Origin of the sequence: Rhodopseudomonas sp. B29, from assembly GCF_000333455.1 — a bacterium.
GTDB lineage: Bacteria > Pseudomonadota > Alphaproteobacteria > Rhizobiales > Xanthobacteraceae > Rhodopseudomonas.
This window is the reverse complement of sequence record NZ_BADD01000498.1, coordinates 1-20,623: the sequence shown is the minus strand read 5'-3', so window position 1 is coordinate 20,623 and position 20,623 is coordinate 1. Positions and strand designations below refer to the sequence as shown.

At 65.1% G+C, this 20,623-nt stretch carries 22 protein-coding genes, 1 tRNA gene and 1 pseudogene; 14 read left to right on the top strand and 10 right to left on the bottom strand.

The genetic code is table 11. From position 1 onward, the window contains the following. Positions 1-10 precede the first annotated feature (10 nt). The 9 genes and pseudogenes from I5M_RS17705 to I5M_RS17665 form a co-directional block, all read right to left on the bottom strand. Positions 11-688, bottom strand: a pseudogene (locus I5M_RS17705) (efflux RND transporter permease subunit); the annotation flags it as partial. Beyond that, complete coding sequence (locus I5M_RS17700; RefSeq protein ID WP_031336860.1) at positions 685-2,076, bottom strand: efflux RND transporter periplasmic adaptor subunit; 1,392 nt, start codon at positions 2,074-2,076, stop codon at positions 685-687. The pseudogene I5M_RS17705 and the gene I5M_RS17700, both read right to left, overlap by 4 nt. Before the next feature lie 88 nt (positions 2,077-2,164). Then, a complete protein-coding gene (locus I5M_RS17695; RefSeq protein ID WP_022722617.1) occupies positions 2,165-2,560 on the bottom strand; it encodes a FixH family protein in 396 nt (131 codons plus the stop codon). Positions 2,561-2,653: 93 nt separating this feature from the next. Then, entirely contained in the window at positions 2,654-3,070 is a 417-nt protein-coding gene (locus I5M_RS17690; RefSeq protein WP_022722616.1) for a hypothetical protein, read from the bottom strand. Between the two features lie 250 nt (positions 3,071-3,320). After that, positions 3,321-3,397: transfer RNA gene (locus tag I5M_RS17685), tRNA-Asp, on the bottom strand. Between the two features lie 120 nt (positions 3,398-3,517). Then, a complete protein-coding gene (locus tag I5M_RS17680) occupies positions 3,518-3,808 on the bottom strand; it encodes a hypothetical protein (protein ID WP_022722615.1) in 291 nt (96 codons plus the stop codon). A gap of 102 nt (positions 3,809-3,910) precedes the next feature. Then, on the bottom strand, positions 3,911-5,278 hold the full coding sequence (locus I5M_RS17675) for a carbohydrate porin (RefSeq protein WP_022722614.1): 1,368 nt from the start codon (positions 5,276-5,278) through the stop codon (positions 3,911-3,913). A gap of 11 nt (positions 5,279-5,289) precedes the next feature. Then, complete coding sequence (locus tag I5M_RS17670; protein ID WP_031336854.1) at positions 5,290-6,315, bottom strand: transporter; 1,026 nt, start codon at positions 6,313-6,315, stop codon at positions 5,290-5,292. 47 nt (positions 6,316-6,362) lie between these two features. Beyond that, a complete protein-coding gene (locus tag I5M_RS17665; protein WP_022722612.1) occupies positions 6,363-7,991 on the bottom strand; it encodes an inorganic phosphate transporter in 1,629 nt (542 codons plus the stop codon). A 317-nt stretch (positions 7,992-8,308) separates the two neighbouring features. On the opposite strand from I5M_RS17665, the gene fabI reads away from it, so the two are divergent. Beyond that, a complete protein-coding gene (fabI, locus tag I5M_RS17660; RefSeq protein WP_022722611.1) occupies positions 8,309-9,136 on the top strand; it encodes an enoyl-ACP reductase FabI in 828 nt (275 codons plus the stop codon). Positions 9,137-9,288: 152 nt separating this feature from the next. Here fabI and I5M_RS17655 read toward each other — a convergent pair whose 3' ends face one another. Continuing rightward, positions 9,289-9,492 (bottom strand): hypothetical protein, encoded by a 204-nt coding sequence (locus I5M_RS17655; RefSeq protein ID WP_022722610.1) that lies wholly within the window; start codon positions 9,490-9,492, stop codon positions 9,289-9,291. A 296-nt stretch (positions 9,493-9,788) separates the two neighbouring features. Here I5M_RS17655 and I5M_RS17650 point away from each other — a divergent pair, with 296 nt between their 5' ends. The 13 genes from I5M_RS17650 (at position 9,789) to nuoK (ending at position 20,515) form a co-directional block, all read left to right on the top strand. Further along, entirely contained in the window at positions 9,789-10,154 is a 366-nt protein-coding gene (locus tag I5M_RS17650; RefSeq protein WP_022722609.1) for an NADH-quinone oxidoreductase subunit A, read from the top strand. Then, positions 10,145-10,753 (top strand): NADH-quinone oxidoreductase subunit B family protein, encoded by a 609-nt coding sequence (locus I5M_RS17645; protein ID WP_022722608.1) that lies wholly within the window; start codon positions 10,145-10,147, stop codon positions 10,751-10,753. Before I5M_RS17650 ends, I5M_RS17645 begins: the two co-directional genes overlap by 10 nt. A 51-nt stretch (positions 10,754-10,804) precedes the next feature. Continuing rightward, the gene (locus I5M_RS17640) at positions 10,805-11,425 is read left to right on the top strand and encodes an NADH-quinone oxidoreductase subunit C (RefSeq protein ID WP_022722607.1); all 621 of its coding nucleotides are present in this window, start codon (positions 10,805-10,807) and stop codon (positions 11,423-11,425) included. After that, on the top strand, positions 11,425-12,621 hold the full coding sequence (locus tag I5M_RS17635) for an NADH-quinone oxidoreductase subunit D (RefSeq protein WP_022722606.1): 1,197 nt from the start codon (positions 11,425-11,427) through the stop codon (positions 12,619-12,621). Before I5M_RS17640 ends, I5M_RS17635 begins: the two co-directional genes overlap by 1 nt. Beyond that, complete coding sequence (locus tag I5M_RS17630) at positions 12,618-13,589, top strand: FkbM family methyltransferase (RefSeq protein ID WP_022722605.1); 972 nt, start codon at positions 12,618-12,620, stop codon at positions 13,587-13,589. Before I5M_RS17635 ends, I5M_RS17630 begins: the two co-directional genes overlap by 4 nt. Before the next feature lie 2 nt (positions 13,590-13,591). Beyond that, complete coding sequence (nuoE, locus tag I5M_RS17625; protein WP_022722604.1) at positions 13,592-14,344, top strand: NADH-quinone oxidoreductase subunit NuoE; 753 nt, start codon at positions 13,592-13,594, stop codon at positions 14,342-14,344. A 26-nt stretch (positions 14,345-14,370) separates the two neighbouring features. Then, complete coding sequence (locus I5M_RS33165; RefSeq protein ID WP_031336849.1) at positions 14,371-14,553, top strand: hypothetical protein; 183 nt, start codon at positions 14,371-14,373, stop codon at positions 14,551-14,553. A gap of 18 nt (positions 14,554-14,571) precedes the next feature. Then, positions 14,572-15,897, top strand: a complete 1,326-nt coding sequence (nuoF, locus tag I5M_RS17615; protein ID WP_022722602.1) for an NADH-quinone oxidoreductase subunit NuoF — start codon at positions 14,572-14,574, stop codon at positions 15,895-15,897. A gap of 55 nt (positions 15,898-15,952) precedes the next feature. Next, a complete protein-coding gene (gene nuoG / locus I5M_RS17610; RefSeq protein WP_022722601.1) occupies positions 15,953-18,028 on the top strand; it encodes an NADH-quinone oxidoreductase subunit NuoG in 2,076 nt (691 codons plus the stop codon). 9 nt (positions 18,029-18,037) lie between these two features. Next, positions 18,038-19,063 (top strand): NADH-quinone oxidoreductase subunit NuoH, encoded by a 1,026-nt coding sequence (gene nuoH / locus I5M_RS17605; protein WP_022722600.1) that lies wholly within the window; start codon positions 18,038-18,040, stop codon positions 19,061-19,063. Between the two features lie 7 nt (positions 19,064-19,070). Next, on the top strand, positions 19,071-19,559 hold the full coding sequence (gene nuoI / locus I5M_RS17600; protein ID WP_022722599.1) for an NADH-quinone oxidoreductase subunit NuoI: 489 nt from the start codon (positions 19,071-19,073) through the stop codon (positions 19,557-19,559). A 9-nt stretch (positions 19,560-19,568) separates the two neighbouring features. Then, positions 19,569-20,207 (top strand): NADH-quinone oxidoreductase subunit J, encoded by a 639-nt coding sequence (locus tag I5M_RS17595; protein ID WP_022722598.1) that lies wholly within the window; start codon positions 19,569-19,571, stop codon positions 20,205-20,207. Continuing rightward, entirely contained in the window at positions 20,204-20,515 is a 312-nt protein-coding gene (gene nuoK, locus I5M_RS17590) for an NADH-quinone oxidoreductase subunit NuoK (RefSeq protein WP_022722597.1), read from the top strand. Before I5M_RS17595 ends, nuoK begins: the two co-directional genes overlap by 4 nt. The last annotated feature ends 108 nt before the right edge of the window (positions 20,516-20,623 follow it).

Sequence of the window (20,623 nt, the reverse complement as noted above, 5' to 3'; positions counted from 1 at the left end):
GCGGAGACTATTCGAACTCGGAGAGTTCGACGGTGCGGCCGCCGACGTCGGCATTCGAAGCACGGATGGCGTCGCGGATCTTCGCCAGCGTGATGCCGCGGTCGCGCATCCGCAACGGATCGAGCACGACGTTGTACTGCTTGACGAAGCCGCCGATGCTGGCGACCTCGGCGACGCCTTCGGCCTTGGCCAGCGCGAAGCGCAGATTCCAATCCTGGATGGTGCGGGTATCGGCGAGATTGAGCTGCTTCGAGACAACGGCGTATTGATACACCCAGCCGACGCCGGTGGCGTCGGGGCCGATCGTCGGCGCGACGCCGGCCGGCAGCCGGGACGCCGCGCCGTTGAGGAATTCGAGCACGCGCGAGCGCGCCCAATAGATGTCGGTGCCGTCCTCGAAGATCACATAGACGAACGACACGCCGAAGAACGAGAAGCCGCGCACGACTTTCGACTTGGGCACGGTGAGCATCGCGGTTGTGAGCGGATAGGTGACCTGATCCTCGATCACCTGCGGCGCCTGGCCGGGATATTCGGTGTAGACGACGACCTGGGTGTCGGACAGATCCGGGATGGCGTCGAGCGGCAGGTGCAGCAAAGCGTAGAGCCCGGCTGCGGCGGCGAAACCGGTGCCGAACAACACCAGCAACAGGTTGCGCGCCGACCAGGCGATGAGGCGGGCGATCATTGGTGGTCTCCCATCGCGGTGTGGTCCTGCGTCGTGGACTCGGGCTGCGCGGCCGGCGACGATGCTGCGGCGAAGCCTTTCAGCGCCGCGCGCAGATTGCTTTCGGCGTCGATCAGGAAGTTGGCCGAGGTGACGACCTTGTCGCCCTCCGTGAGCCCGTTGGTGATTTCGACGCGGCCGTCGCCGCGCTGGCCGACATCGACGTCGCGGGGCGCGAAGCGGCCGTCGCCTTTGTCGAGCAACACGAGCTTGTGCTCGCCATTATCGAGCACGGCAGACTCCGGAACTGTCAGCACCGGCCCGTCACCGCCCACGTCGATGTCAGCATCGACATACATGTCGGGCAGCAGCTTCATGTCCGGATTGGCGAGTTCGATACGCACACGCGTTGTGCGCGTGTCGCGGTTGAGCTGCGGATAGATCACCGCAATCGTGCCGACGAAGTTGCGGCCCGGGAAGGCGCGGGCGCGGATCGTGACCTTCTGGCCTTGCGCGATGCGCCCGAGGTCGCGCTCGGGAAGCTCGACCAGCGCCCACACCAGCGAAATATCGGCGATCCGGAACAGGACGTCGCCGACATTGGCGCGCATACCCTCGATGGCATTGCGCTCCAAGACGACGCCGTCGCGCGGCGCGGTCCATTGCACGCTCACCGGGGTCGTGCGGGTGCGATCCATGTCGGCGATGACTTGGTCGGGCACGTCGAGATTGACCAGCCGCTGCCGCGAGCCGCGGCCGAACGCCTCGACGCCGCTGGTGGTCTTGGAATTGATGGTCGAGAGATATTCGGCGGACGCGGCGGCGATCGCCGAACTGTAGATCTGCATCAGCGGCTGACCCGCCTTGACGATGCTGCCGGTGGTGACGTCGGCGACCTTCTCGACGAAGCTCTCGCTGCGCATCGCGATCACCGAGACGCGGCGCTCGTCGAGCTGGATGACGCCGGGCGCCTTGATGCGCACATGCAGGGGCTGGCGCATCACCGGTTCCGAGACGACGCCGCTGCGCTGGATCTTCCCCGGTGACAGCTTGACCGTGCCGTCGTCCGACTGCTCGTCGGCGTAGACCGGGACGTAGTCCATCCCCATCGAGTCCTTCTTCGGAACCGGCGAGGTGTCGGGCAACCCCATCGGATTGCGGTAGTACAAAATCTTGCGTGACGGATCAGGCGCGGCCTTCTTGGGCGGCGCTGGAACGGCAGCGTCGTCGTACACCGGCAAGTAATCGCGCCCGTCGACGGTTTTCTTCGGCACCGCCGACCAGTTCGGCGCGCCGGAGGGATCGCGATAGTACAGCGGTTTCGGTTGTTCGGCCGTAGCCGGGAAAGCGAACGACGCAAAGCAAAGGCCGGCCAAGGCGAGCAGGCGGAGTGAGCGCAGCGAAAACATGACGTGCACCATCGGGCGCCGTGACAGGCGCTTGCTGAAGATGAAAGGGAGAGGGAGCGGCGCCGCAGCCCTGCGGCGCCGCGTGCGCCTACTTGACCGCCTTGACGATCACCTTGCCGGTGACAGTCTCAGTCTCGCCCTGGATCTTGGCGGACAGCGTGACCTGATAGCGGCCCGCCATCGGCAGATCGGTCTTGAAGGCATAGACGCCGGGCTCCGGCGCCTGCACCGCAGTCACCGGCGATTCCATGTCAGCCATGTTGTCCGGCGCCATGTCGACGCGCGTCTTGAAAATGACGGCGTCGGTCACCGGCTTGCCGGTGGTCTTGTTGGTGAGGCGGATCGCGACGACGACGTCGTCGCCCTTTTTCATCTCGGCCTTGACGGGCTCGAACGCATAGTCGGCCGCGCCGGCGTGAGCGGTGGTCGCCGCGATTGAAAGAGCGACGGCACAAGCCGCGGCGGTGCTGAATTTTGCAAGCATGATTGTCTCCAAAGCTGTCTGATCTCGTGCCGCGGCAGGAAGCGCGCGGCATCGCTGGGGCACGGGCGAAGCCGTGCGGTCAAAGCGGAGAGATCAGGCGCGTGGAGGCCGGAACGGCGGCGCGCCGGCGTGGTCCGGCACGAATCGATCGATCCGCGCCGGGAAGCGGCCTTCGGAGAAGACGAGCGAACGCGATGCGACGCCGACGCTCGGTGGACCGGCGATCGAGACGCCGATGCAGCAGTTGCCGAGCGGGCATTTGCTGTCGTGGGCCGGCATCTGATGGTCTGAGGCAGGAGCCTGCGCCGAATCGACGGCGTGGTGACAGGACTCATCCATCGCCGCTTCGGTGGCGTGGTCCATCACCACGTGGCCGTAGTGAGCCGTCGCCACGGGCTGCTCGGCGCCCTGAGCTGTCGGGATGAACGAGGCGACCGCGGGGCTGGCAAGCGGCAGCATCGCCAGCGCAGCGACGACCCACAAGCTCACCATGATCGTCAACAGCCGCATCGTGCGGTCCGCAGTCCTTTATCAAAGGCCTCGACGCTACGAACCTGATGGCAGGTCGCTGTCTTCGCCTTGAGGCATCTCAACTCAGGACAGCACGATACCCCGGCGGGGTAGCGGGCGCAATTGCGTCTGATGGCTAAAGCGCCGGTCCCGGGTCTGCAGCCGCCAAGCCAAACAATCGGAACGCGCGTCTGTAAAAGTTGAATTGCAGTGTGGGGAAAATGTAAGCCGTTGAGGCTGCGCCATAAACTGGCGCGAGAGACGGGGCTCGAACCCGCGACCTCCGGCGTGACAGGCCGGCGCTCTAACCAACTGAGCTACTCCCGCGCGGGTGCGTGTCCCGCAGGTGGCCGGACTTAAAGGTGCCGCCGCGCCAAGTCAAGCGGCGTCGGACGAGAACGTGGATCTCCCGCACTTCGGCTTATGCCGACGCGCAAATCCGTCGCTTCACTCGATCGGATCGTGGCTGTCGCGGCCGTCGGTCCAGGTGGCGCGCTCGTCGTAGCCTTTGCGGCTCGAGTAGAACACCAGGGCCATGAGGCCGATGCCGATCGCCAGCGAGAACACGATGCCGAGCCCCATCGCCAGGTATCCGGTCGCCGGCATGTCGACGTCGCCGACGGTCAGGCCCTGATAGGCGAAGTAGCCGGCCGGCAGCAGCAGCAGGACCAGCGCGGCGATCAATGCCCAGCGGCCGGCGGCGTTTGAGGTTTTGGTGGGCGGGGACGGATCGGTCATCGGCTCCAACCTGTCGTGAACGCGCCGAGCATGATGCAGAGCGGCTGACCGGTGCAATGGGCAGAGGCCGTCAGCGTTCCACCGCGACGTCGCGAGGGGACCTCAGAACGTCGTCGTGGTGCGAACGCCGAACACCACGGCGTCGCGAATGCGGTGGGTCGCGGTCGCATCGCGCGGATCGAGCGTGCCGCCGCCGGGATGCATCACATATTCGAATACTGGCTGGACCGCGAAGTTCGGCGTGAGCTGGGCCCAGTAATTGACCTCGATCACCGCCTCGAAGTCGCGGATCGGCGTGGCAATGCCGGTGAACAATTGGACGTCGCGGTCGTACCGCTTGGCGCCTTCGGAGATTTTCGCAAAGGTCGCCGCGACGCCGAACTTGTCGTCGGGCCGGCTGGCGCTGAAACCGCTGACCTGGACGCCGCCGTCGAGATAGAAGCTGATCAGATTGCGGTCCGATGGACTGATCGAAGAGCGCAGGAACAGGCCGACGCCTTTGGCCGAAGCGAGCGGGCTCCGCCACAGCAATTGCTCGAACACGGCGAAGATGCCCTGGTTGCGGCGCAGCCGTGCAGCCTCGCCGGAACTCAGCGGATCGGCCAGAGCGAGACCGTCGGCACCGCGGTCGAGCGAGGTGAAGTCGCCGAGATGATACCAGCCGCCGAGCGCGACTGTGCCCGGCATGGCGTCGGCGCCGAGCCCGTAGCCGTAGCGCAGCTGACCGATCAACCAGGGCGGATCGCTGACCCGGAATGCCAGGCCATTGGCATTCTTGATCTGCGGATCGCCGGGACCGGGCGGCGCGGCGGCGCCGTCGAACACCGCCAGATAGGCGGTGACGGAGTTGCTGATCTGCGCCTTGAGCCGTACGCCGGGCACTGCCAGCGGCGGCGACGGGCCGCCGCTCGGCAGCACAACCCCGGTGATGCCGGGCCAGCCCAGCGCCGAATTGACGAAGATGTCGTCGTATTTGCTGTCGATGAATTCGGCATCCGAGGGCTGCTGGCCGACGCGGATCAAGAGTTTGCCGTCGAACAGCGCCTGCTCGATCCACAATTCATAAAGCCGCGTCGCCGACAGCGCCTCGACGCCGCTGACCAGCATCAGATTGCCGACGTAACTGCGCGACAGGCCGTCGCCGTGGATCTGGAAGAAATTGGCGTGGAAGGTGGCGCCGTTCCAGCCGGCCAGCTTGCCGAGATCGACAGTGGTGCCGAGATCGACACGGCCGGTGTAGATCGTGCCGGTGCGGACCCCGCGGGAAACGTTGCCGAGCACCTCGCCGATATAAGTGAGGTTGAACTGGATGCCCCATTCAGCGAGCGTCTGACGGATATCCTTGGCCGGCGCCGCGTTGGCCGCGCCGCGATCCTCGGCGTGCAGCGACGTTGGTGCGACGACGAACGCGAGCAGCAGGGCGCCCCACGTTGCGGCGAGCCGAAGCGCTGGCGACTGAACCCGGCTCACGCAGCACCCGCTTATCTGACCAGGCCGATCCGTTTCATCAGCAGGAACGCCGCGAACGATGACAGCACCATCAGGCCGGCGGCCCACAGGAAGCCGGTTTCCGTCTCGGTGAACGGCAGGCCCTTGGTGTTCATGCCGAACAGGCCGGTCACCAGCGTCGGCGGCAGCAGCAGCGCGGTCAGTACCGAGAGCACCCGCAGGCTGTCGTTGGTCTGTTCTTCGATCTTCAGATGCAGCTCTTCCTGCAACAGCCGGCTGCGCTCGCGCATTTCGATGACCGAGTGATCGAGGCCGTCGAGCCGCTGCGCCAGCTTGCCGGCGCGCAGTCGCAGCGCAGGCTTGAGATCGACCGGGGTGTTGCGGTCGAAACGGTGCAGCACGATGCGCAGGCCCGACAGATGCCGGTGCAGCCGCACGCAGGTCCGGCGCAGCCGGCCGAGCGAGCCGCGGACATCGTCGGCGTCTTCCGACAGCACTTTCTCTTCGACGTGATCGAGGTCGTGCTCGATGCCATCGACGATGCGCTCCATCGCGTCGGCGACACTGTCGACGATGGTCTCGAACAGCATGGCCGCGCTGTCGATGCGGGCTCCGCCCTCGAGCGCGCGCCGCGCCGCCTCGACCGAACATAGCGCCTTGTGCCGGCCGCTGATCAGCATCCGCTCGGTCATGACGAAGCGCAGATAGCCGGTGTCCTCGGTGATGTCGGCGATGTCGCGGAGCAGGTCGGCGATCACGCCGTAGATGCATTCGCCGGAGCTGTGGATCTGCTGATAACTGTCCTTCGACAACAGCAGCGTGCGCGCCTGCGCCGGCAGGTCGGCCGCCGCGAGCCATTGCAGCGCGCGGGAATCGGCCAAATTGAAATGCAGCCAGGTCCAGCCGCCGCGGTCGTGCGCCTGCGGCTCGTGCAGTTCGAGCGGCTCCGAGGAGCCGTCGGCGGCGAACCGGAACGCCCACACCAGTCCGGGAATGGACGACCCGGCTGCAGGCGCCCCGGTAGCTGCGGCCGACGGGGCGGGAGCGTCAGCGGTCATCACCGTCGCTCCCATTGTCGCGTGTCACGCTGTCTCGACCCGCGCGATCACAGCACGCGCGAGAAGATCACATACAGCGTCGCCGACAGCGCGATCGCGGCCGGCAGCGTCAGTACCCAGGCCAGCACCAGATTGCGGATCGTCGCCATCTGCAGGCCCGAGCCGTTCGCCGCCATGGTGCCGGCGACGCCGCTCGACAGTACGTGCGTGGTCGACACCGGCAGGCCGAACATGTCGGCCGCGCCGATGGTGGCGGCGGCGACCAGCTCGGCCGAGGCGCCCTGCGCGTAGGTGAGATGCGACTTACCGATCTTCTCGCCGACGGTGATGACGATGCGCTTCCAGCCGATCATGGTGCCGAGCCCGAGCGCGATCGCCACCGCGATCTTCACCCAGGTCGGGATGAACTTGGTGGCCTGATCGAGCGAGCCTTTGTAGGCGTTCAGCGTGGCGACTTCGTCTTTGCCGAGGTCGTTCTCTTTGTCCTTCATCAGGAAGCGGATCGCCTCGGAGGCGAGATACATGTCGTTGCGGGTGTTGCCGACGGCGTCGGCGGGCACCTTGCTGAGCGAACCGTAGCGTTGCACCTGGTCGCCGATGTCCTTCACCAGAACGGCGAGAGCGGGGTAGGTGCCTTCGCTGATCTGGTGGGCGGCGACATACTGCGTCACGACCGGACGCGGATCGCCGATGATGCCGTGGCCGAAGCCCTTGGCGGAGATCAACGCGGAAGCGGCGGTGGAGGTCTGCTCGAACCGGGCGACCTGGGAGTCCGGCAGCGCACGGTTGAGCGCGTAGGCGGTCGGCACCGTGCCGATCAGGATCAGCATGATCAGGCCCATGCCCTTCTGGCCGTCATTGGAGCCGTGAGCGAAGCTGACGCCGGTGCAGGTCAGGATCAAGAGTCCGCGGATCCACCACGGCGGCGCGGCGTCGCCTTCCGGCGCGGTGTAGAGCTTGGGATTGCGCACGACGAACTTCAGCAGCAGCAGCAGGATCGCCGCACAGACGAACCCGACCAGCGGCGATAGCAGCAGCGCGTAGCCGATCTCGGTGGCCTTACCCCAGTCCACGCCCGACGTTCCGTCGCGGCCGCGCATCATCGCATTGGCGACGCCGACGCCGATGATCGAGCCGATCAGCGTGTGCGAAGAGGAGGCGGGGAGGCCGAAATACCAGGTGCCGAGATTCCACATGATGGCGGCAATCAGCAGCGCGAACACCATGGCGAAGCCGGCGCTGCTGCCGACCTGCAGGATCAGTTCGACCGGGAGCAGCGAGACGATGCCGAACGCCACCGCGCCGGTCGATGTCAGGACGCCGAGGAAGTTGAAGAAGCCGGACCACACCACGGCGATCTCGGGTTGCAACGAGTGGGTGTAGATCACGGTCGCCACCGCGTTGGCGGTGTCGTGGAAGCCGTTGACGAATTCGAAGCCGAGCGCAATCAGCAGCGCGATCAGCAGCAGGATATACGGCAGATAGGTGGTGACGCGGGTGCCGGTGGCCTCGACATCGATGTAGATGCTGTAGGTGACGTACAGGATGCCGGCCGCCAGAATCCCGAAAAACAGGATCATGGTCAGCGGGTTAAAACCCTTGTCCAGGTTCGGTCGACCGGCCGGCTGAACGGGTCCGCTGTCGCCCAAGGTCTGGTTGATCGTCATATCCGTCATGTCGCGCCCCTCGACTAATCGCCGAGCGATCATGGTCGCGGGAGTTAACGGCTGAATGACAACTGCGACAAAATATACTTAGCGCATGCGGCCGCGCGATTGCCGGAGCATCTTCGATGCCGCGCGTTCGTCTCTCTGTTCGTCGGAACTAATTGTTGGATGAATTGCGAGGCCCACGATAATGCGGCGGACGACGATAGGATTTGGCTGGAACAGTTAGTTGGCCGCGAGAGGTTCCATCGACTTTGATCCAACGCATTGCCGGATGATGGCCTGAACTGCAGTGTGCCGCCCGCCGCCTCCGAGGAGTTGCTGACATGCTCGATCATCCCGGCTCGCCCGATCCGCTTCCCACCGTGTGGGATCCAAATTCTCGAGTCGGCGACATGCTGGCCGGCAAACGCGGACTGATCGTCGGCGTCGCCAACGAGCATTCGATCGCATTCGGTTGCGCCGCCAAGCTGCGCGGCTTCGGCGCCGAGGTGGCGCTCACCTATCTGAACGATCGCACCCGGGATTTCGTCGCGCCGCTCGCCGAGCAGATCGGCGCCAGCCTGCTGATGCCGCTCAACGTCGAGACGCCCGGTGAACTGGACGCGGTGTTCGAGCGTATCCGTCAGGAGTGGGGGCGGCTCGATTTCCTGGTGCATTCGATCGCCTTCGCGCCGCGCGACGATCTGCACGGCCGGGTGATCGACTGCTCGCAAGCCGGCTTCGAACAGGCGATGCGGGTGTCGGTCTATTCGTTCTTGGAGATGGCCCGGCTGGCCGAACCGCTGATGACCGAGGGTGGGACGCTGCTGACGATGAGCTATTACGGCGCCGACAAGGTGGTCAGTAACTACAACGTCATGGGCCTCGCCAAGGCGTCGCTGCAGGCTGCGGTGCGCTACCTCGCGGCGGAACTCGGCGACAAGAAGATTCGGGTCTATGCGGTGTCGCCGGGACCGCTGAAGACCCGCGCCGCCAGCGGCATCGCGCATTTCGACGAGTTGGTCGAAGCCGCGGTGGCGCGCAGCCCCGGGCATCGGCTGGTGGACATCGCCGAGATCGGCCGTGTCGTGGCGTTCCTGGTCGGGCCGGGTGCCTCGGGAATGACCGGCGACACCATCTATATCGACGCCGGACTGCACAACATGGCCTGAGCCGAGCCGGGCCAGGCGGCCTGGGTACTCGCTGCGATCTGCAAGCGATCTCACCGCGCAACAAAAAAGCCGCCCGAAAGGGCGGCTCGCCGCATTGCTGGTTTCCGCTGGTCAAACGTCTGTGAGAGACCTTCTTGGCGAAGCTCGCACGGTTATCTCACCATTGAGGTGTCCGAGCTCGTCACCGTGATTTGCTTCGTCGCCTTGATCACGGGAACCGACTGGGCCTGCTGGCTGTAGTCGGCGCCGGCGCGGGCAAAGATGCCGAGGCTGGTGATGCAGATGCCAGCCACCAGTGCCACCACCACGATCTTCAGATGGGTTGCGCGATCAGCCGAGTGGATCGAATGGTTCATCTGCCGCCTCCTCGCGTCCTCAAGCCGCGTTGATTGGCAGACCTTGCCCGGCGTCTGTTTCAGGAAAGTTTCGCGGGCAGCGGAAAATGGTTTCGTCTGCTGCTTATGGTTGCAGAATGGTTTACGCTGAGCGGGCGACTTCGGAGCGGCTGCAACGGTAAAGTGTGTTCGGGATTCACCTGCCTAGGTGTCAACACAGCTTGTCTTGCGCCCCCTGTTGCACTGCGCTAAGCGGTAGAACAATTCAAATGAGAACGAGTCTGCGGCGGTGCAAAAACCGCAGGTAAGGATCGATAATGAGCGGCATTCTGCCGAACTATCTTCCCATCGTGGTCTTCATTATCGTGGCGGCCGGGTTGAGTTTTGTGCTGCTGGTGGCGCCTTTCGCGGTGGCTTATCAACAGCCCGACCCGGAAAAACTCTCGGCTTATGAATGCGGGTTCAATGCTTTCGGCGATGCCCGCATGAAGTTCGACGTCCGGTTTTACTTGGTCGCCATCCTGTTCATTATCTTCGATCTTGAAGTGGCGTTCCTGTTTCCTTGGGCGGTGGCCTTTGGAAAGCTCGGTGCAACCGGCTTCTGGTCGATGATGGTGTTTCTCGGCGTGCTGACGGTCGGCTTCGCCTATGAGTGGAAGAAGGGCGCGCTGGAATGGGACTGAGTCCGCGTTCGACCTCGATGCAGCAGACCGCTGTGGCGCAGCCGCTGATCGCGCGCCAGCCGAGCGGCATCATTGATCCCAACACCGGCAAGCCGGTCGGGGCCGACGATCCGTATTTTCTCAACGTCAACGCCGAGCTGGCCGACAAAGGCTTCTTCGTCGCAGCGGCCGATGATCTGATCACCTGGGCGCGCACCGGCTCGCTGATGTGGATGACGTTCGGCCTTGCCTGCTGCGCGGTCGAGATGATGCAGCTGTCGATGCCGCGCTTCGACGCCGAGCGCTTCGGTTTCGCGCCGCGCGCGTCGCCGCGCCAGTCCGACGTGATGATCGTCGCCGGCACGCTGACCAACAAGATGGCTCCGGCGCTGCGCAAGGTCTACGACCAGATGCCGGAGCCCCGCTACGTCATCTCGATGGGGTCCTGCGCCAACGGCGGCGGCTACTACCACTATTCCTATTCGGTGGTACGTGGCTGCGACCGTATCGTGCCGATCGACATTTACGTCCCGGGCTGTCCGCCCACCGCCGAAGCGCTGCTCTACGGCGTGATGCTCCTCCAGAAGAAGATCCGCCGCACCGGCACTATCGAACGCTGATGCGACGCGGGCCCGACGCTGACATAAAGAAACGCTGAGAGAAGGCTGGTCATGGACGACAACGGGCTCGACACCCTGGGTCAGACGATCGTTGGCGCGCTACAAGGCGCCGCGACCGGCTATGAGGTGGCGTTCAGCCAACTCACCCTCCATGTCCAGGCCGACAAGCTGGTGGACGTCGCGCGGGTGCTGCGCGACGATCCGCGCTTCCGCTTCGTCAGCTTCATCGACATGACAGCGGTCGACTATCCCGGCCGCGTGCCGCGTTTCGACGTCGTCTATCATTTGATGTCGCCGACGCTGAACGAGCGCATCCGCGTCAAGGCGCAGGCCGGCGAAACCACGCTGGTGCCGTCGATCATCGAGGTGTTCCCCGGCGCCGACTGGTTCGAGCGCGAGGCCTACGACCTCTACGGCATCATCATCACCGGCCACCCCGACATGCGCCGGCTCCTGACCGACTATGGCTTTGACGGCCATCCGCTGCGCAAGGATTTCCCGCTGACCGGCTTCGTCGAGGTTCGCTACGACGACGACCAGAAACGCGTGGTCTACGAGCCGGTTCGGCTCAACCAGGAATTCCGCAAATTCGATTTCCTGTCGCCGTGGGAAGGGGCGGATTATCCGATCCTTCCGGGTGACGAGAAGGCCAGCAACAAGGCAGGTCACTGATGGCTGAGGCAGAGCCCGCAGTCCGCAATTTCACGATCAACTTCGGCCCGCAGCATCCGGCTGCGCACGGCGTGCTGCGGCTGGTGTTGGAGCTCGACGGCGAAGTCGTCGAGCGGGTCGATCCGCATATCGGCCTGCTGCATCGCGGCACCGAGAAGCTGATCGAGCAGAAGACCTATCTGCAGGCGATCCCGTATTTCGACCGGCTCGATTATGTCGCGCCGATGAACCAGGAGCACGCGTTCTGCCTCGCGGTCGAGAAGCTGCTCGGCATCGAAGTGCCTCGCCGTGCTCAGCTGATCCGCGTGCTCTACGCCGAGATCGGCCGCATCCTGTCGCATCTGCTCAACGTCACCACGCAGGCGATGGACGTCGGCGCGCTGACCCCGCCGCTGTGGGGCTTCGAAGAGCGCGAGAAGCTGATGCTGTTCTACGAGCGCGCGTCCGGCAGCCGGATGCACGCCGCGTATTTCCGCGTTGGCGGCGTCCATCAGGACCTGCCGACCAAGCTGGTCGACGATATCGACGCCTGGTGTGACGCGTTCCCGCAGACCATCGACGACCTCGACCGCCTGCTCACCGGCAACCGCATCTTCAAGCAGCGCAACGTCGATATCGGCGTGATCTCGCTGGAAGACGCCTGGAAGTGGGGCTTCTCCGGCGTGATGGTGCGCGGCTCGGGCGCGGCCTGGGATTTGCGCAAGGCGCAGCCTTACGAATGCTACGCCGAGATGGATTTCGACATTCCGATCGGCAAGAACGGCGACTGCTACGACCGTTACTGCATCCGCATGGAAGAGATGCGGCAGGCGGTGAAGATCATGAAGCAGTGCATCGCCAAGCTGCGCGAGCCGGCCGGGCAGGGACCGGTCGCTGTCGAGGATCACAAGATCTTCCCGCCGCGCCGCGGCGAGATGAAGCGCTCGATGGAAGCGCTGATCCATCACTTCAAGCTCTACACCGAAGGCTTTCACGTGCCGGCCGGCGAAGTCTATGCCGCGGTCGAGGCGCCGAAGGGGGAGTTCGGCGTGTATCTGGTCTCCGACGGCACCAACAAGCCGTACAAGTGCAAGATCCGCGCGCCGGGCTTTGCCCATCTGCAGGCGATGGACTACATGAGCCGCGGCCATCTGCTCGCCGACGTCTCGGCGATCCTCGGTTCGCTCGACATCGTGTTCGGAGAGGTCGATCGGTGATCGCACCCGAGCCCATCCAGTTCGATCGCGCCACCGGCGCTCTCGAGGGCGCCAGCGCTCTCGAGCGCATGGCTGCGCTCGCGCTGGTGATGGGCGCCAAGGTGTCGTCGACCTTTTCGTATCGCGGCTACAATTTCGCTGCCAACGTGCTGCGCAAGGCGCTGCCGACGCGCGACATCGCCATCAAGCTCAATGCCGACGCCACCTTCGTGTTTCCCTATGGCGACGGCTATTGGAGCAAGCTGCTGCAGCGCGACTACGACTACGAGATCGAGCTCGACCTGCTTTTCCGCGGCGCCGCCGACGTCGACTACACGCTGGTCGATTGCGGCGCGAACTACGGCTATTGGTCGGTGCTGGTGTCGAGCAAGCCATTCGGTTCGCATCCGGTCATCGCTATCGAGCCGTCGTCGCAGAATTTCGCCCGGCTCGCCAATAACGCGCGGGTCAACGGCGGCCGCTTCGAAGTGATGCGCTGCGCGGTCGGTGCCAAGCGCGGCACCGCGCGGCTCTCCGGCACCAAGCACGAGGCGTTCAGCATCGTCGGCGACGCCGATGCGCCCGGCGAAGAAGTGCCGGTGCTGCGGCTCGACGATCTGCTCGACGACGGCCATCTCGTCCCGGGCGGCAAATACGTCGTCAAACTCGATGTCGAAGGTGTCGAGATCGAAGCCATCCGCGGCGGCGAGCGGCTGCTGCAAGGCGACACCGCGATCCTTTGCGAGGAGCATGGCAGCGACCGCGATCACACCGTGTCGCGCTTCATCCTCGAACACACACCACTCAAACTGGCCGTGTACGACCCGCAGAGCGGCAAGTACGAAGCCGTGGTCGATCTTGCGATCCTCGATCGGATCAAGGTCGCCTCGAACGTCGGCTACAACGTCGTCGGCACCGCCAGCGCGTTCTGGCAGGCGCGGATCGAAAACCTGAATGCGGGCGCACAGCAGCGCTCGATGAGAAACTGATCATGTCCGTTCGTCGTCTCGCCCCCAAAGAGCTGCAGCCTGCCGGCTTCGCCTTCACGCCGGAGAACATCGAATTCGCCCAGCGCGAAATCGCCAAGTATCCGCCCGGCCGGCAGTTCTCCGCCGTGATCGCCATCATGTGGCGGGCGCAGGAGCAGAGCGGCGGCTGGCTGCCGGAAGCCGCGATCCGCGCCATCGCCGACATGCTCGAGATGCCGTACATCCGTGCGCTGGAAGTCGCGACCTTCTATACGATGTTCCAGCTCAACCCGGTCGGCAAGAAGGCCCACGTCCAGGTCTGCGGCACCACGCCCTGCATGCTGCGCGGCGCCGGCGAACTGATCGAGGTCTGCAAGAACCGCATCCACCACGACCCATTCCATCTGTCGGCCGACGGCGATTTTTCATGGGAAGAGGTCGAGTGCGCCGGTGCGTGCGTCAACGCACCGATGGTCCAGATCTGGAAGGATACTTACGAGGATCTGAACCCGGATCTGCTGAACAAGGTGCTGGACGGTTTCGCCAGCGGCAATCCGCCGAAGCCCGGTCCGCAGAACGGCCGTCAATACGCGGCGCCGATTACCGGTCCGACGACGCTCAAGACTGGTGGTATCAACGTTGCCTCTTCGGAGAACGACGGCCCGGCGCTGACCGACGCCGAATCCAAGAAACCGACCGAGGCTGCTAACGTCCAGGAACGGCCAGCGCCCAAGGCGCCCGCCGCGGACGCCACTGAAAAGAACCCGCCGCGATGACCGGAGTAGCACCAGCACGCGGCGTCATGAGGAGCGACAGCGTCATGCCGAAGCCGCTCTACATCGCCTTGCACGNCGCCGCCGCCGCGCTGTTCATTTTTCTGCTGCAGCGCTACGCGCTCAGTGCGACACTCGAATCCAGCCTGCTGTGGGCGCTCACCTTGGGTGGCTGCGCCGCGGGGCTGGCTTACGCCCAATCCAATCGCTGACAGGGAACGTCGCAAGCCATGCTCGACGACAAGGACCGCATCTTCCGGAACCTGTACGGCCTCGACGATTGGGGCCTCAAGGGCGCGCGCCGTCGCGGCCAATGGGAAGGCACCAAGGCGATCATCGACAAGGGTCGCGACTGGATCATCAACGAGATGAAGGCGTCGGGCCTGCGCGGCCGCGGCGGCGCCGGCTTCCCGACCGGCCTGAAGTGGTCCTTCATGCCGAAGGAAAACGCCGACGGCCGGCCGAGCTACCTCGTCGTCAACGCGGACGAGTCCGAGCCGGGCACCTGCAAGGACCGCGAGATCATGCGCCACGACCCGCACACGCTGGTCGAAGGCTGCCTGATCGCCGGCTGCGCCATGGGCGCCCACACCGGCTACATCTATGTCCGCGGTGAGTTCATCCGCGAGCGCGAACATCTGCAGGCGGCGATCGACCAGGCCTATGAGGCCAAGCTGATCGGCAAGGACAACGTCCACGGCTATCCGTTCGACCTCTACGTCGCGCACGGCGCCGGCGCGTATATCTGCGGTGAAGAGACCGCGCTGCTCGAGAGCCTCGAGGGCAAGAAGGGCCAGCCGCGGCTGAAGCCGCCGTTTCCGGCGAACGTCGGCCTGTTCGGCTGCCCGACCACCGTCAACAACGTCGAGTCGATCGCGGTCGCCCCGGACATCCTGCGCCGCGGCGCCGCCTGGTTCTCCGGCATCGGTCGGCCGAACAATGTCGGTACCAAGCTTTACGGCATCTCCGGCCACGTCAACGCGCCGACCGTCGTCGAAGACGCGATGGGCATTCCGTTCCGTGAGCTGATCGAGAAGCACGCCGGCGGCATCCGCGGCGGCTGGGACAATCTCTTGGCGATCATTCCCGGCGGCGCGTCGTGCCCGCTGATCCCGGCTGCCGACTGCCAGGACCTGATCATGGACTTCGACGGCACTCGCGCGGTGAAGTCGTCGTTCGGCACCGCCGGCGTCATCGTCATGGACAAGTCCACCGACGTCGTCGCCGCGATCGCCCGTATCAGCTACTTCTTCAAGCACGAGAGCTGCGGCCAGTGCACGCCGTGCCGCGAGGGCACCGGCTGGATGTGGCGGGTGCTGGAGCGCATGGTCCACGGCCGCGCCCACAAGCGCGAGATCGACATGCTGCTCGAAGTCACCAAGCAGGTCGAAGGCCACACCATTTGCGCGCTCGGCGACGCCGCGGCGTGGCCGATCCAGGGCCTGATCCGCGCTTTCCGTCCGGAGATCGAGCGCCGCATCGACGACTTCTCGCGCAAGGCCACGCTCGACGACCAGGGCGTGCTCGACCCCGCGCACATGCAGGCGGCGGAGTAGGGCCGTCACGTGACTTGTTTACGAGCTACCGTTTTTCGAAAGTGATCGACACGCCATGATGAAACTGATCGTCGACGGCAAGGAAGTCGAGGTCCCGCCGGAGTACACGCTGCTGCAGGCCTGCGAGGCTGCCGGCGCGGAGATTCCGCGATTCTGCTACCACGAGCGGCTGTCGATCGCCGGCAACTGCCGCATGTGTCTTGTCGAACTCAAGGGCACGCCGAAGCCGGTGGCGAGCTGCGCCTGGGGCGTGCGCGATTGCCGCCCCGGCCCCAACGGCGAGCCGCCGGAGATCAACACCAAGACTCCGATGGTGAAGAAGGCCCGCGAGGGCGTGATGGAGTTCCTGCTGATCAACCATCCGCTCGACTGCCCGATCTGCGATCAGGGCGGCGAGTGCGACCTGCAGGACCAGGCGATGGGCTACGGTGTCGACTCGAGCCGCTTCGCCGAGAACAAGCGCGCGGTCGAGGACAAGTATCTCGGCGCGCTGGTCAAGACCTCGATGAACCGCTGCATCCAGTGCACCCGCTGCGTGCGTTTCGCGGCGGAAGTCTGCGGCGTGCCCGAGATGGGCGCGATCGGCCGCGGCGAGGACATGGAAATCACCACCTATCTCGAGAGCGCGCTCAGCTCCGAGTTGCAGGGCAACCTCGTCGATATCTGCCCGGTCGGCGCGCTGACCTCGAAGCCTTACGCCTTCGCGGCGCGGCCGTGGGAGCTCGGCAAGACGCAGTCGATCGACGTCATGGACGGCGTCGGCTCGGCGATCCGCGTCGATACGCGCGGCCGTGAAGTCATGCGTATCCTGCCGCGCGTCAATGAGGCGATCAACGAGGAGTGGATCTCCGACAAGACTCGCCACGTCGTCGACGGCCTGCGCACCCAGCGGCTCGATCGGCCCTACGTTCGCGAGAACGGCAAGCTGCGTCCGGCCTCCTGGCAGGAAGCGTTCGCCACCATCGCCGCCAAGCTGAAGGGCGTGGCCGGCAACAAGATCGGCGCGATCGCCGGCGATCTCGCCGCGGTCGAAGAGATGTTCGCGCTGAAGCAGCTGCTCGCCAAGCTCGGCTCGAGCAACCTCGCGACCCAGAACGTCGCGGCGTTCGACGCCAAGGCGGGCAGGGCGTCCTACATCTTCAACCCGACCATCGCGGGCATCGAGCAGGCCGACGCGTTGCTGATCATCGGCTCCAATCCGCGCAAGGAAGCGGCGATCCTCAACGCCCGCATCCGCAAGCGTTGGCGCGCCGGTGGCCTCGCCATCGGCCTGATCGGCGAGCGCGCCGACCTGACCTATCCGGTCGAGTATCTGGGCGCGGGTGTCGAGACGCTGGCCGACCTCGCCGCCGGCAAGCACTCCTTCGCCGAGACGCTGAAGAACGCCAAGCGGCCGATCGTGCTTATCGGCGCCGGCGCCACGTCGCGCCGCGACGGCGCGGCGCTGCTGGCGCAGGCCGCCAAGCTCGCCGCCGATTTCGGCGCGCTGGCTGACGACTGGAACGGCTTCGCCGTGCTGCACCCGTCGGCCTCGGCCGTCGGTGCGCTCGATATCGGCTTTGCGCCGGACGGCAAGAGCCTGACCGAGACCCAGATGCTGACCGCGGGTGCGCTCGACGTGATCTTCGCGCTCGGCGCCGACGAGGTGAAGCTGCCGGACAGCGGCTTCGTCGTCTACATCGGCACCCATGGCGATCGCGGCGCACACCGCGCCGACGTCATCCTGCCGGGCGCGGCCTACACCGAGAAGTCGGGCACTTACGTCAACACCGAGGGCCGGGCGCAGATCGCCGAGCGGGCGTCGTTCCCGCCGGGCGAAGCGCGCGAGGACTGGGCGATCATCCGCGCGCTGTCGGCCGCGGTCGGTCAGACGCTGCCCTATGACTCGCTGGCGGCCTTGCGTAAGGCGATGTTCGCCGCCGCGCCGCATCTGATGCGGATCGGCCAGATCGAGGCCGGCGATGTCGCGGCGATCCGCGCGCTCGGAGGAGCCGGCGGCAGCGTCGAGAAGACGCCGTTCCGGACGGCGATCAACGATTTCTACATGACCAACCCGATCGCACGCGCGTCCGCCGTCATGGCGGAGTGCTCGCGTCTCGCATCGGGCGAGATGCTGACGGCGGCGGAGTAAGCGGGACCGATGGCTGAATTCTTCGCAAACAATATCTGGCCGCTGCTGATCGTGATCGGGCAGAGCGTCTTGCTGCTCGTGCTGCTGCTGATCTCGATCGCCTACATCCTGCTCGCCGACCGCAAGATCTGGGCTGCGGTGCAGATCCGTCGCGGTCCGAACGTGGTCGGCCCGTGGGGCCTGCTGCAATCCTTCGCCGACTTGATCAAGTTCGTGCTGAAGGAGCCGACGATCCCGTCGGGCGCCAACAAGGGCCTGTTCCTGCTGGCGCCGCTGGTCACCTGCGTGCTCGCGCTGTCGGCTTGGGCCGTCATTCCGGTGAGCGCCGGCTGGGTGATCGCGGACATCAATGTCGGCGTGCTGTTCATCCTCGCGGTGTCGTCGCTGTCGGTCTACGGCATCATCATGGCCGGCTGGTCGTCGAACTCGAAGTACCCGTTCCTCGCCGCGCTGCGCTCGGCGGCCCAGATGGTGTCCTACGAAGTCTCGATCGGCTTCGTGGTGATCTGCGTGCTGCTGTGCGTAGGCTCGCTGAACCTGACCGCGGTGGTCGAGGCGCAGAACTCGAAGTGGGGCTTGCTGGGCTGGTACTGGCTGCCGCTGTTCCCGATGTTCGTGGTGTTCTACGTGTCGGCGCTGGCCGAGACCAACCGCCCGCCGTTCGATCTCGTCGAAGCGGAGTCGGAACTGGTCGCCGGCTTCATGGTCGAATACTCGTCGACGCCGTACCTGCTGTTCATGCTCGGCGAATACGTCGCCATCGTCACGATGTGCGCGATGGGCACGATCCTGTTCCTCGGCGGCTGGCTGTCGCCGATCCCGTTCGCGCCCTTCACCTGGGTGCCGGGCATCGTCTGGTTCGCGCTCAAAGTCCTGTTCATGTTCTTCCTGTTCGCGATGGCGAAGGCGATCGTGCCGCGCTACCGCTACGACCAGCTCATGCGTCTGGGTTGGAAAGTGTTTCTGCCGCTCTCGCTGGCGATGGTGGTGATCGTCGCCGGCGTCCTGCAGTTCGCGGGCCTGGCACCGAAATGAGGCTTTGATGAACGTCACCGCAACCGCGCGATCGCTGCTTCTGACCGAATTCGTATCGGCGTTCTTTCTCGCCATGCGTTACTTCTTCAAGCCGAAGCCGACGATCAACTATCCGTTCGAGAAGAACCCGATCTCGCCGCGCTTCCGCGGCGAGCATGCGCTGCGCCGCTATCCCAACGGCGAGGAGCGTTGCATCGCCTGCAAGCTGTGCGAGGCGATCTGCCCGGCGCAGGCCATCACCATCGAGGCCGGCCCGCGCCGCAACGACGGCACCCGCCGCACGGTGCGCTACGACATCGACATGGTGAAGTGCATTTATTGCGGCTTCTGCCAGGAAGCCTGCCCGGTCGACGCCATCGTCGAGGGACCGAATTTCGAGTTCGCGACCGAGACGCGCGAGGAACTGTACTACGACAAGGCCCGATTGCTGGCCAATGGCGACCGCTGGGAACGCGAGATCGCCAAGGCCATCGAACTCGACGCGCCGTACCGGTGAGCTGACGCCATGTCCATGCCCGTCCTGTTCTTCTATCTCTACGCGCTCACCGCGATCGCCGCCGCCGTCATGGTGGTGGTGGCGCGCAACCCGGTGCACTCGGCGCTGTTCCTGATCCTGGTGTTCGTCAACGCCGCCGGGCTGTTCGTGCTGATCGGTGCCGAATTCCTGGCGATGATCCTGATCGTCGTCTATGTCGGCGCCGTCGCGGTGCTGTTCCTGTTCGTGATCATGATGCTGGATGTCGACTACAACCAGCTGCGCGAAGGCTTCCTCGAATATCTGCCGTTCGGCCTCCTGATCGGCGCGATCTTCCTAGCCGAATTGCTGCTGCTGGCCGGCGGCTGGGTGATCAGCCCGACCATCACAAAGGCGGTGACGGCGCCGATCCCGGCGGGCGTCAGCAACACCGAGGCGCTCGGCCTCGTGCTGTACACGCGCTACATCCACTACTTCCAGATCTCCGGCATGGTGCTGCTGGTGGCGATGGTCGGTGCCATCGTGCTGACGCTGCGCCACAAGCAGCGCGTCAGGCGGCAGAGCATTCCGGTGCAGAACGCTCGTTCGCCGGAGACTGCGATGGCGATCCGGCAGGTCAAGCCGGGTCAGGGACTGTCGGACAACGACGCGGCGGAGTGGGTGCGATGAACGATATCGGTCTCGGTCACTTCCTGTCGGTCGCGGCGGTGCTGTTCACGCTCGGCACGCTCGGCATCTTCCTCAACCGCAAGAACGTCATCATCATCCTGATGTCGATCGAGCTCATGCTGCTCGCCGTCAACATCAACCTGGTGGCGTTCTCGGTCTATCTCAACGACATCGTCGGCCAGGTGTTCGCGCTCTTGGTGCTCACCGTGGCCGCTGCCGAGGCCGCCATCGGCCTCGCGGTGCTGGTGGTGTTCTTCCGTAACCGCGGCACCATCGCGGTCCAAGATATCAATCTGATGAAGGGCTAGGGCATGATCGGCAATCGAGTGCGGATTGACGGCATCGTCCGAAGGCTGAAGGCGCGCGCATGATCCAGGCTATCGTATCCTGCCGCTCGTCGGCGCGCTGATCGCCGC

Excerpts from the sequence above, each read along its gene's own strand:
- I5M_RS17670 (WP_031336854.1), bottom strand. The coding sequence starts at position 6,315 with ATGACCGCTGACGCTCCCGCCCCGTCGGCCGCAGCTACCGGGGCGCCT.
- I5M_RS17595 (WP_022722598.1), top strand. The coding sequence starts at position 19,569 with ATGTCCATGCCCGTCCTGTTCTTCTATCTCTACGCGCTCACCGCGATC.
- nuoE (WP_022722604.1), top strand. The coding sequence starts at position 13,592 with ATGTCCGTTCGTCGTCTCGCCCCCAAAGAGCTGCAGCCTGCCGGCTTC.
- I5M_RS17635 (WP_022722606.1), top strand. The coding sequence starts at position 11,425 with ATGGCTGAGGCAGAGCCCGCAGTCCGCAATTTCACGATCAACTTCGGC.
- nuoF (WP_022722602.1), top strand. The coding sequence starts at position 14,572 with ATGCTCGACGACAAGGACCGCATCTTCCGGAACCTGTACGGCCTCGAC.
- I5M_RS17650 (WP_022722609.1), top strand. The coding sequence starts at position 9,789 with ATGAGCGGCATTCTGCCGAACTATCTTCCCATCGTGGTCTTCATTATC.
- nuoH (WP_022722600.1), top strand. The coding sequence starts at position 18,038 with ATGGCTGAATTCTTCGCAAACAATATCTGGCCGCTGCTGATCGTGATC.
- I5M_RS17645 (WP_022722608.1), top strand. The coding sequence starts at position 10,145 with ATGGGACTGAGTCCGCGTTCGACCTCGATGCAGCAGACCGCTGTGGCG.
- nuoI (WP_022722599.1), top strand. The coding sequence starts at position 19,071 with ATGAACGTCACCGCAACCGCGCGATCGCTGCTTCTGACCGAATTCGTA.
- I5M_RS17695 (WP_022722617.1), bottom strand. The coding sequence starts at position 2,560 with ATGCTTGCAAAATTCAGCACCGCCGCGGCTTGTGCCGTCGCTCTTTCA.
- I5M_RS17655 (WP_022722610.1), bottom strand. The coding sequence starts at position 9,492 with ATGAACCATTCGATCCACTCGGCTGATCGCGCAACCCATCTGAAGATC.
- I5M_RS17640 (WP_022722607.1), top strand. The coding sequence starts at position 10,805 with ATGGACGACAACGGGCTCGACACCCTGGGTCAGACGATCGTTGGCGCG.
- I5M_RS17690 (WP_022722616.1), bottom strand. The coding sequence starts at position 3,070 with ATGCGGCTGTTGACGATCATGGTGAGCTTGTGGGTCGTCGCTGCGCTG.
- I5M_RS17680 (WP_022722615.1), bottom strand. The coding sequence starts at position 3,808 with ATGACCGATCCGTCCCCGCCCACCAAAACCTCAAACGCCGCCGGCCGC.
- nuoK (WP_022722597.1), top strand. The coding sequence starts at position 20,204 with ATGAACGATATCGGTCTCGGTCACTTCCTGTCGGTCGCGGCGGTGCTG.
- nuoG (WP_022722601.1), top strand. The coding sequence starts at position 15,953 with ATGATGAAACTGATCGTCGACGGCAAGGAAGTCGAGGTCCCGCCGGAG.
- I5M_RS17665 (WP_022722612.1), bottom strand. The coding sequence starts at position 7,991 with ATGACGGATATGACGATCAACCAGACCTTGGGCGACAGCGGACCCGTT.
- fabI (WP_022722611.1), top strand. The coding sequence starts at position 8,309 with ATGCTCGATCATCCCGGCTCGCCCGATCCGCTTCCCACCGTGTGGGAT.
- I5M_RS17700 (WP_031336860.1), bottom strand. The coding sequence starts at position 2,076 with ATGTTTTCGCTGCGCTCACTCCGCCTGCTCGCCTTGGCCGGCCTTTGC.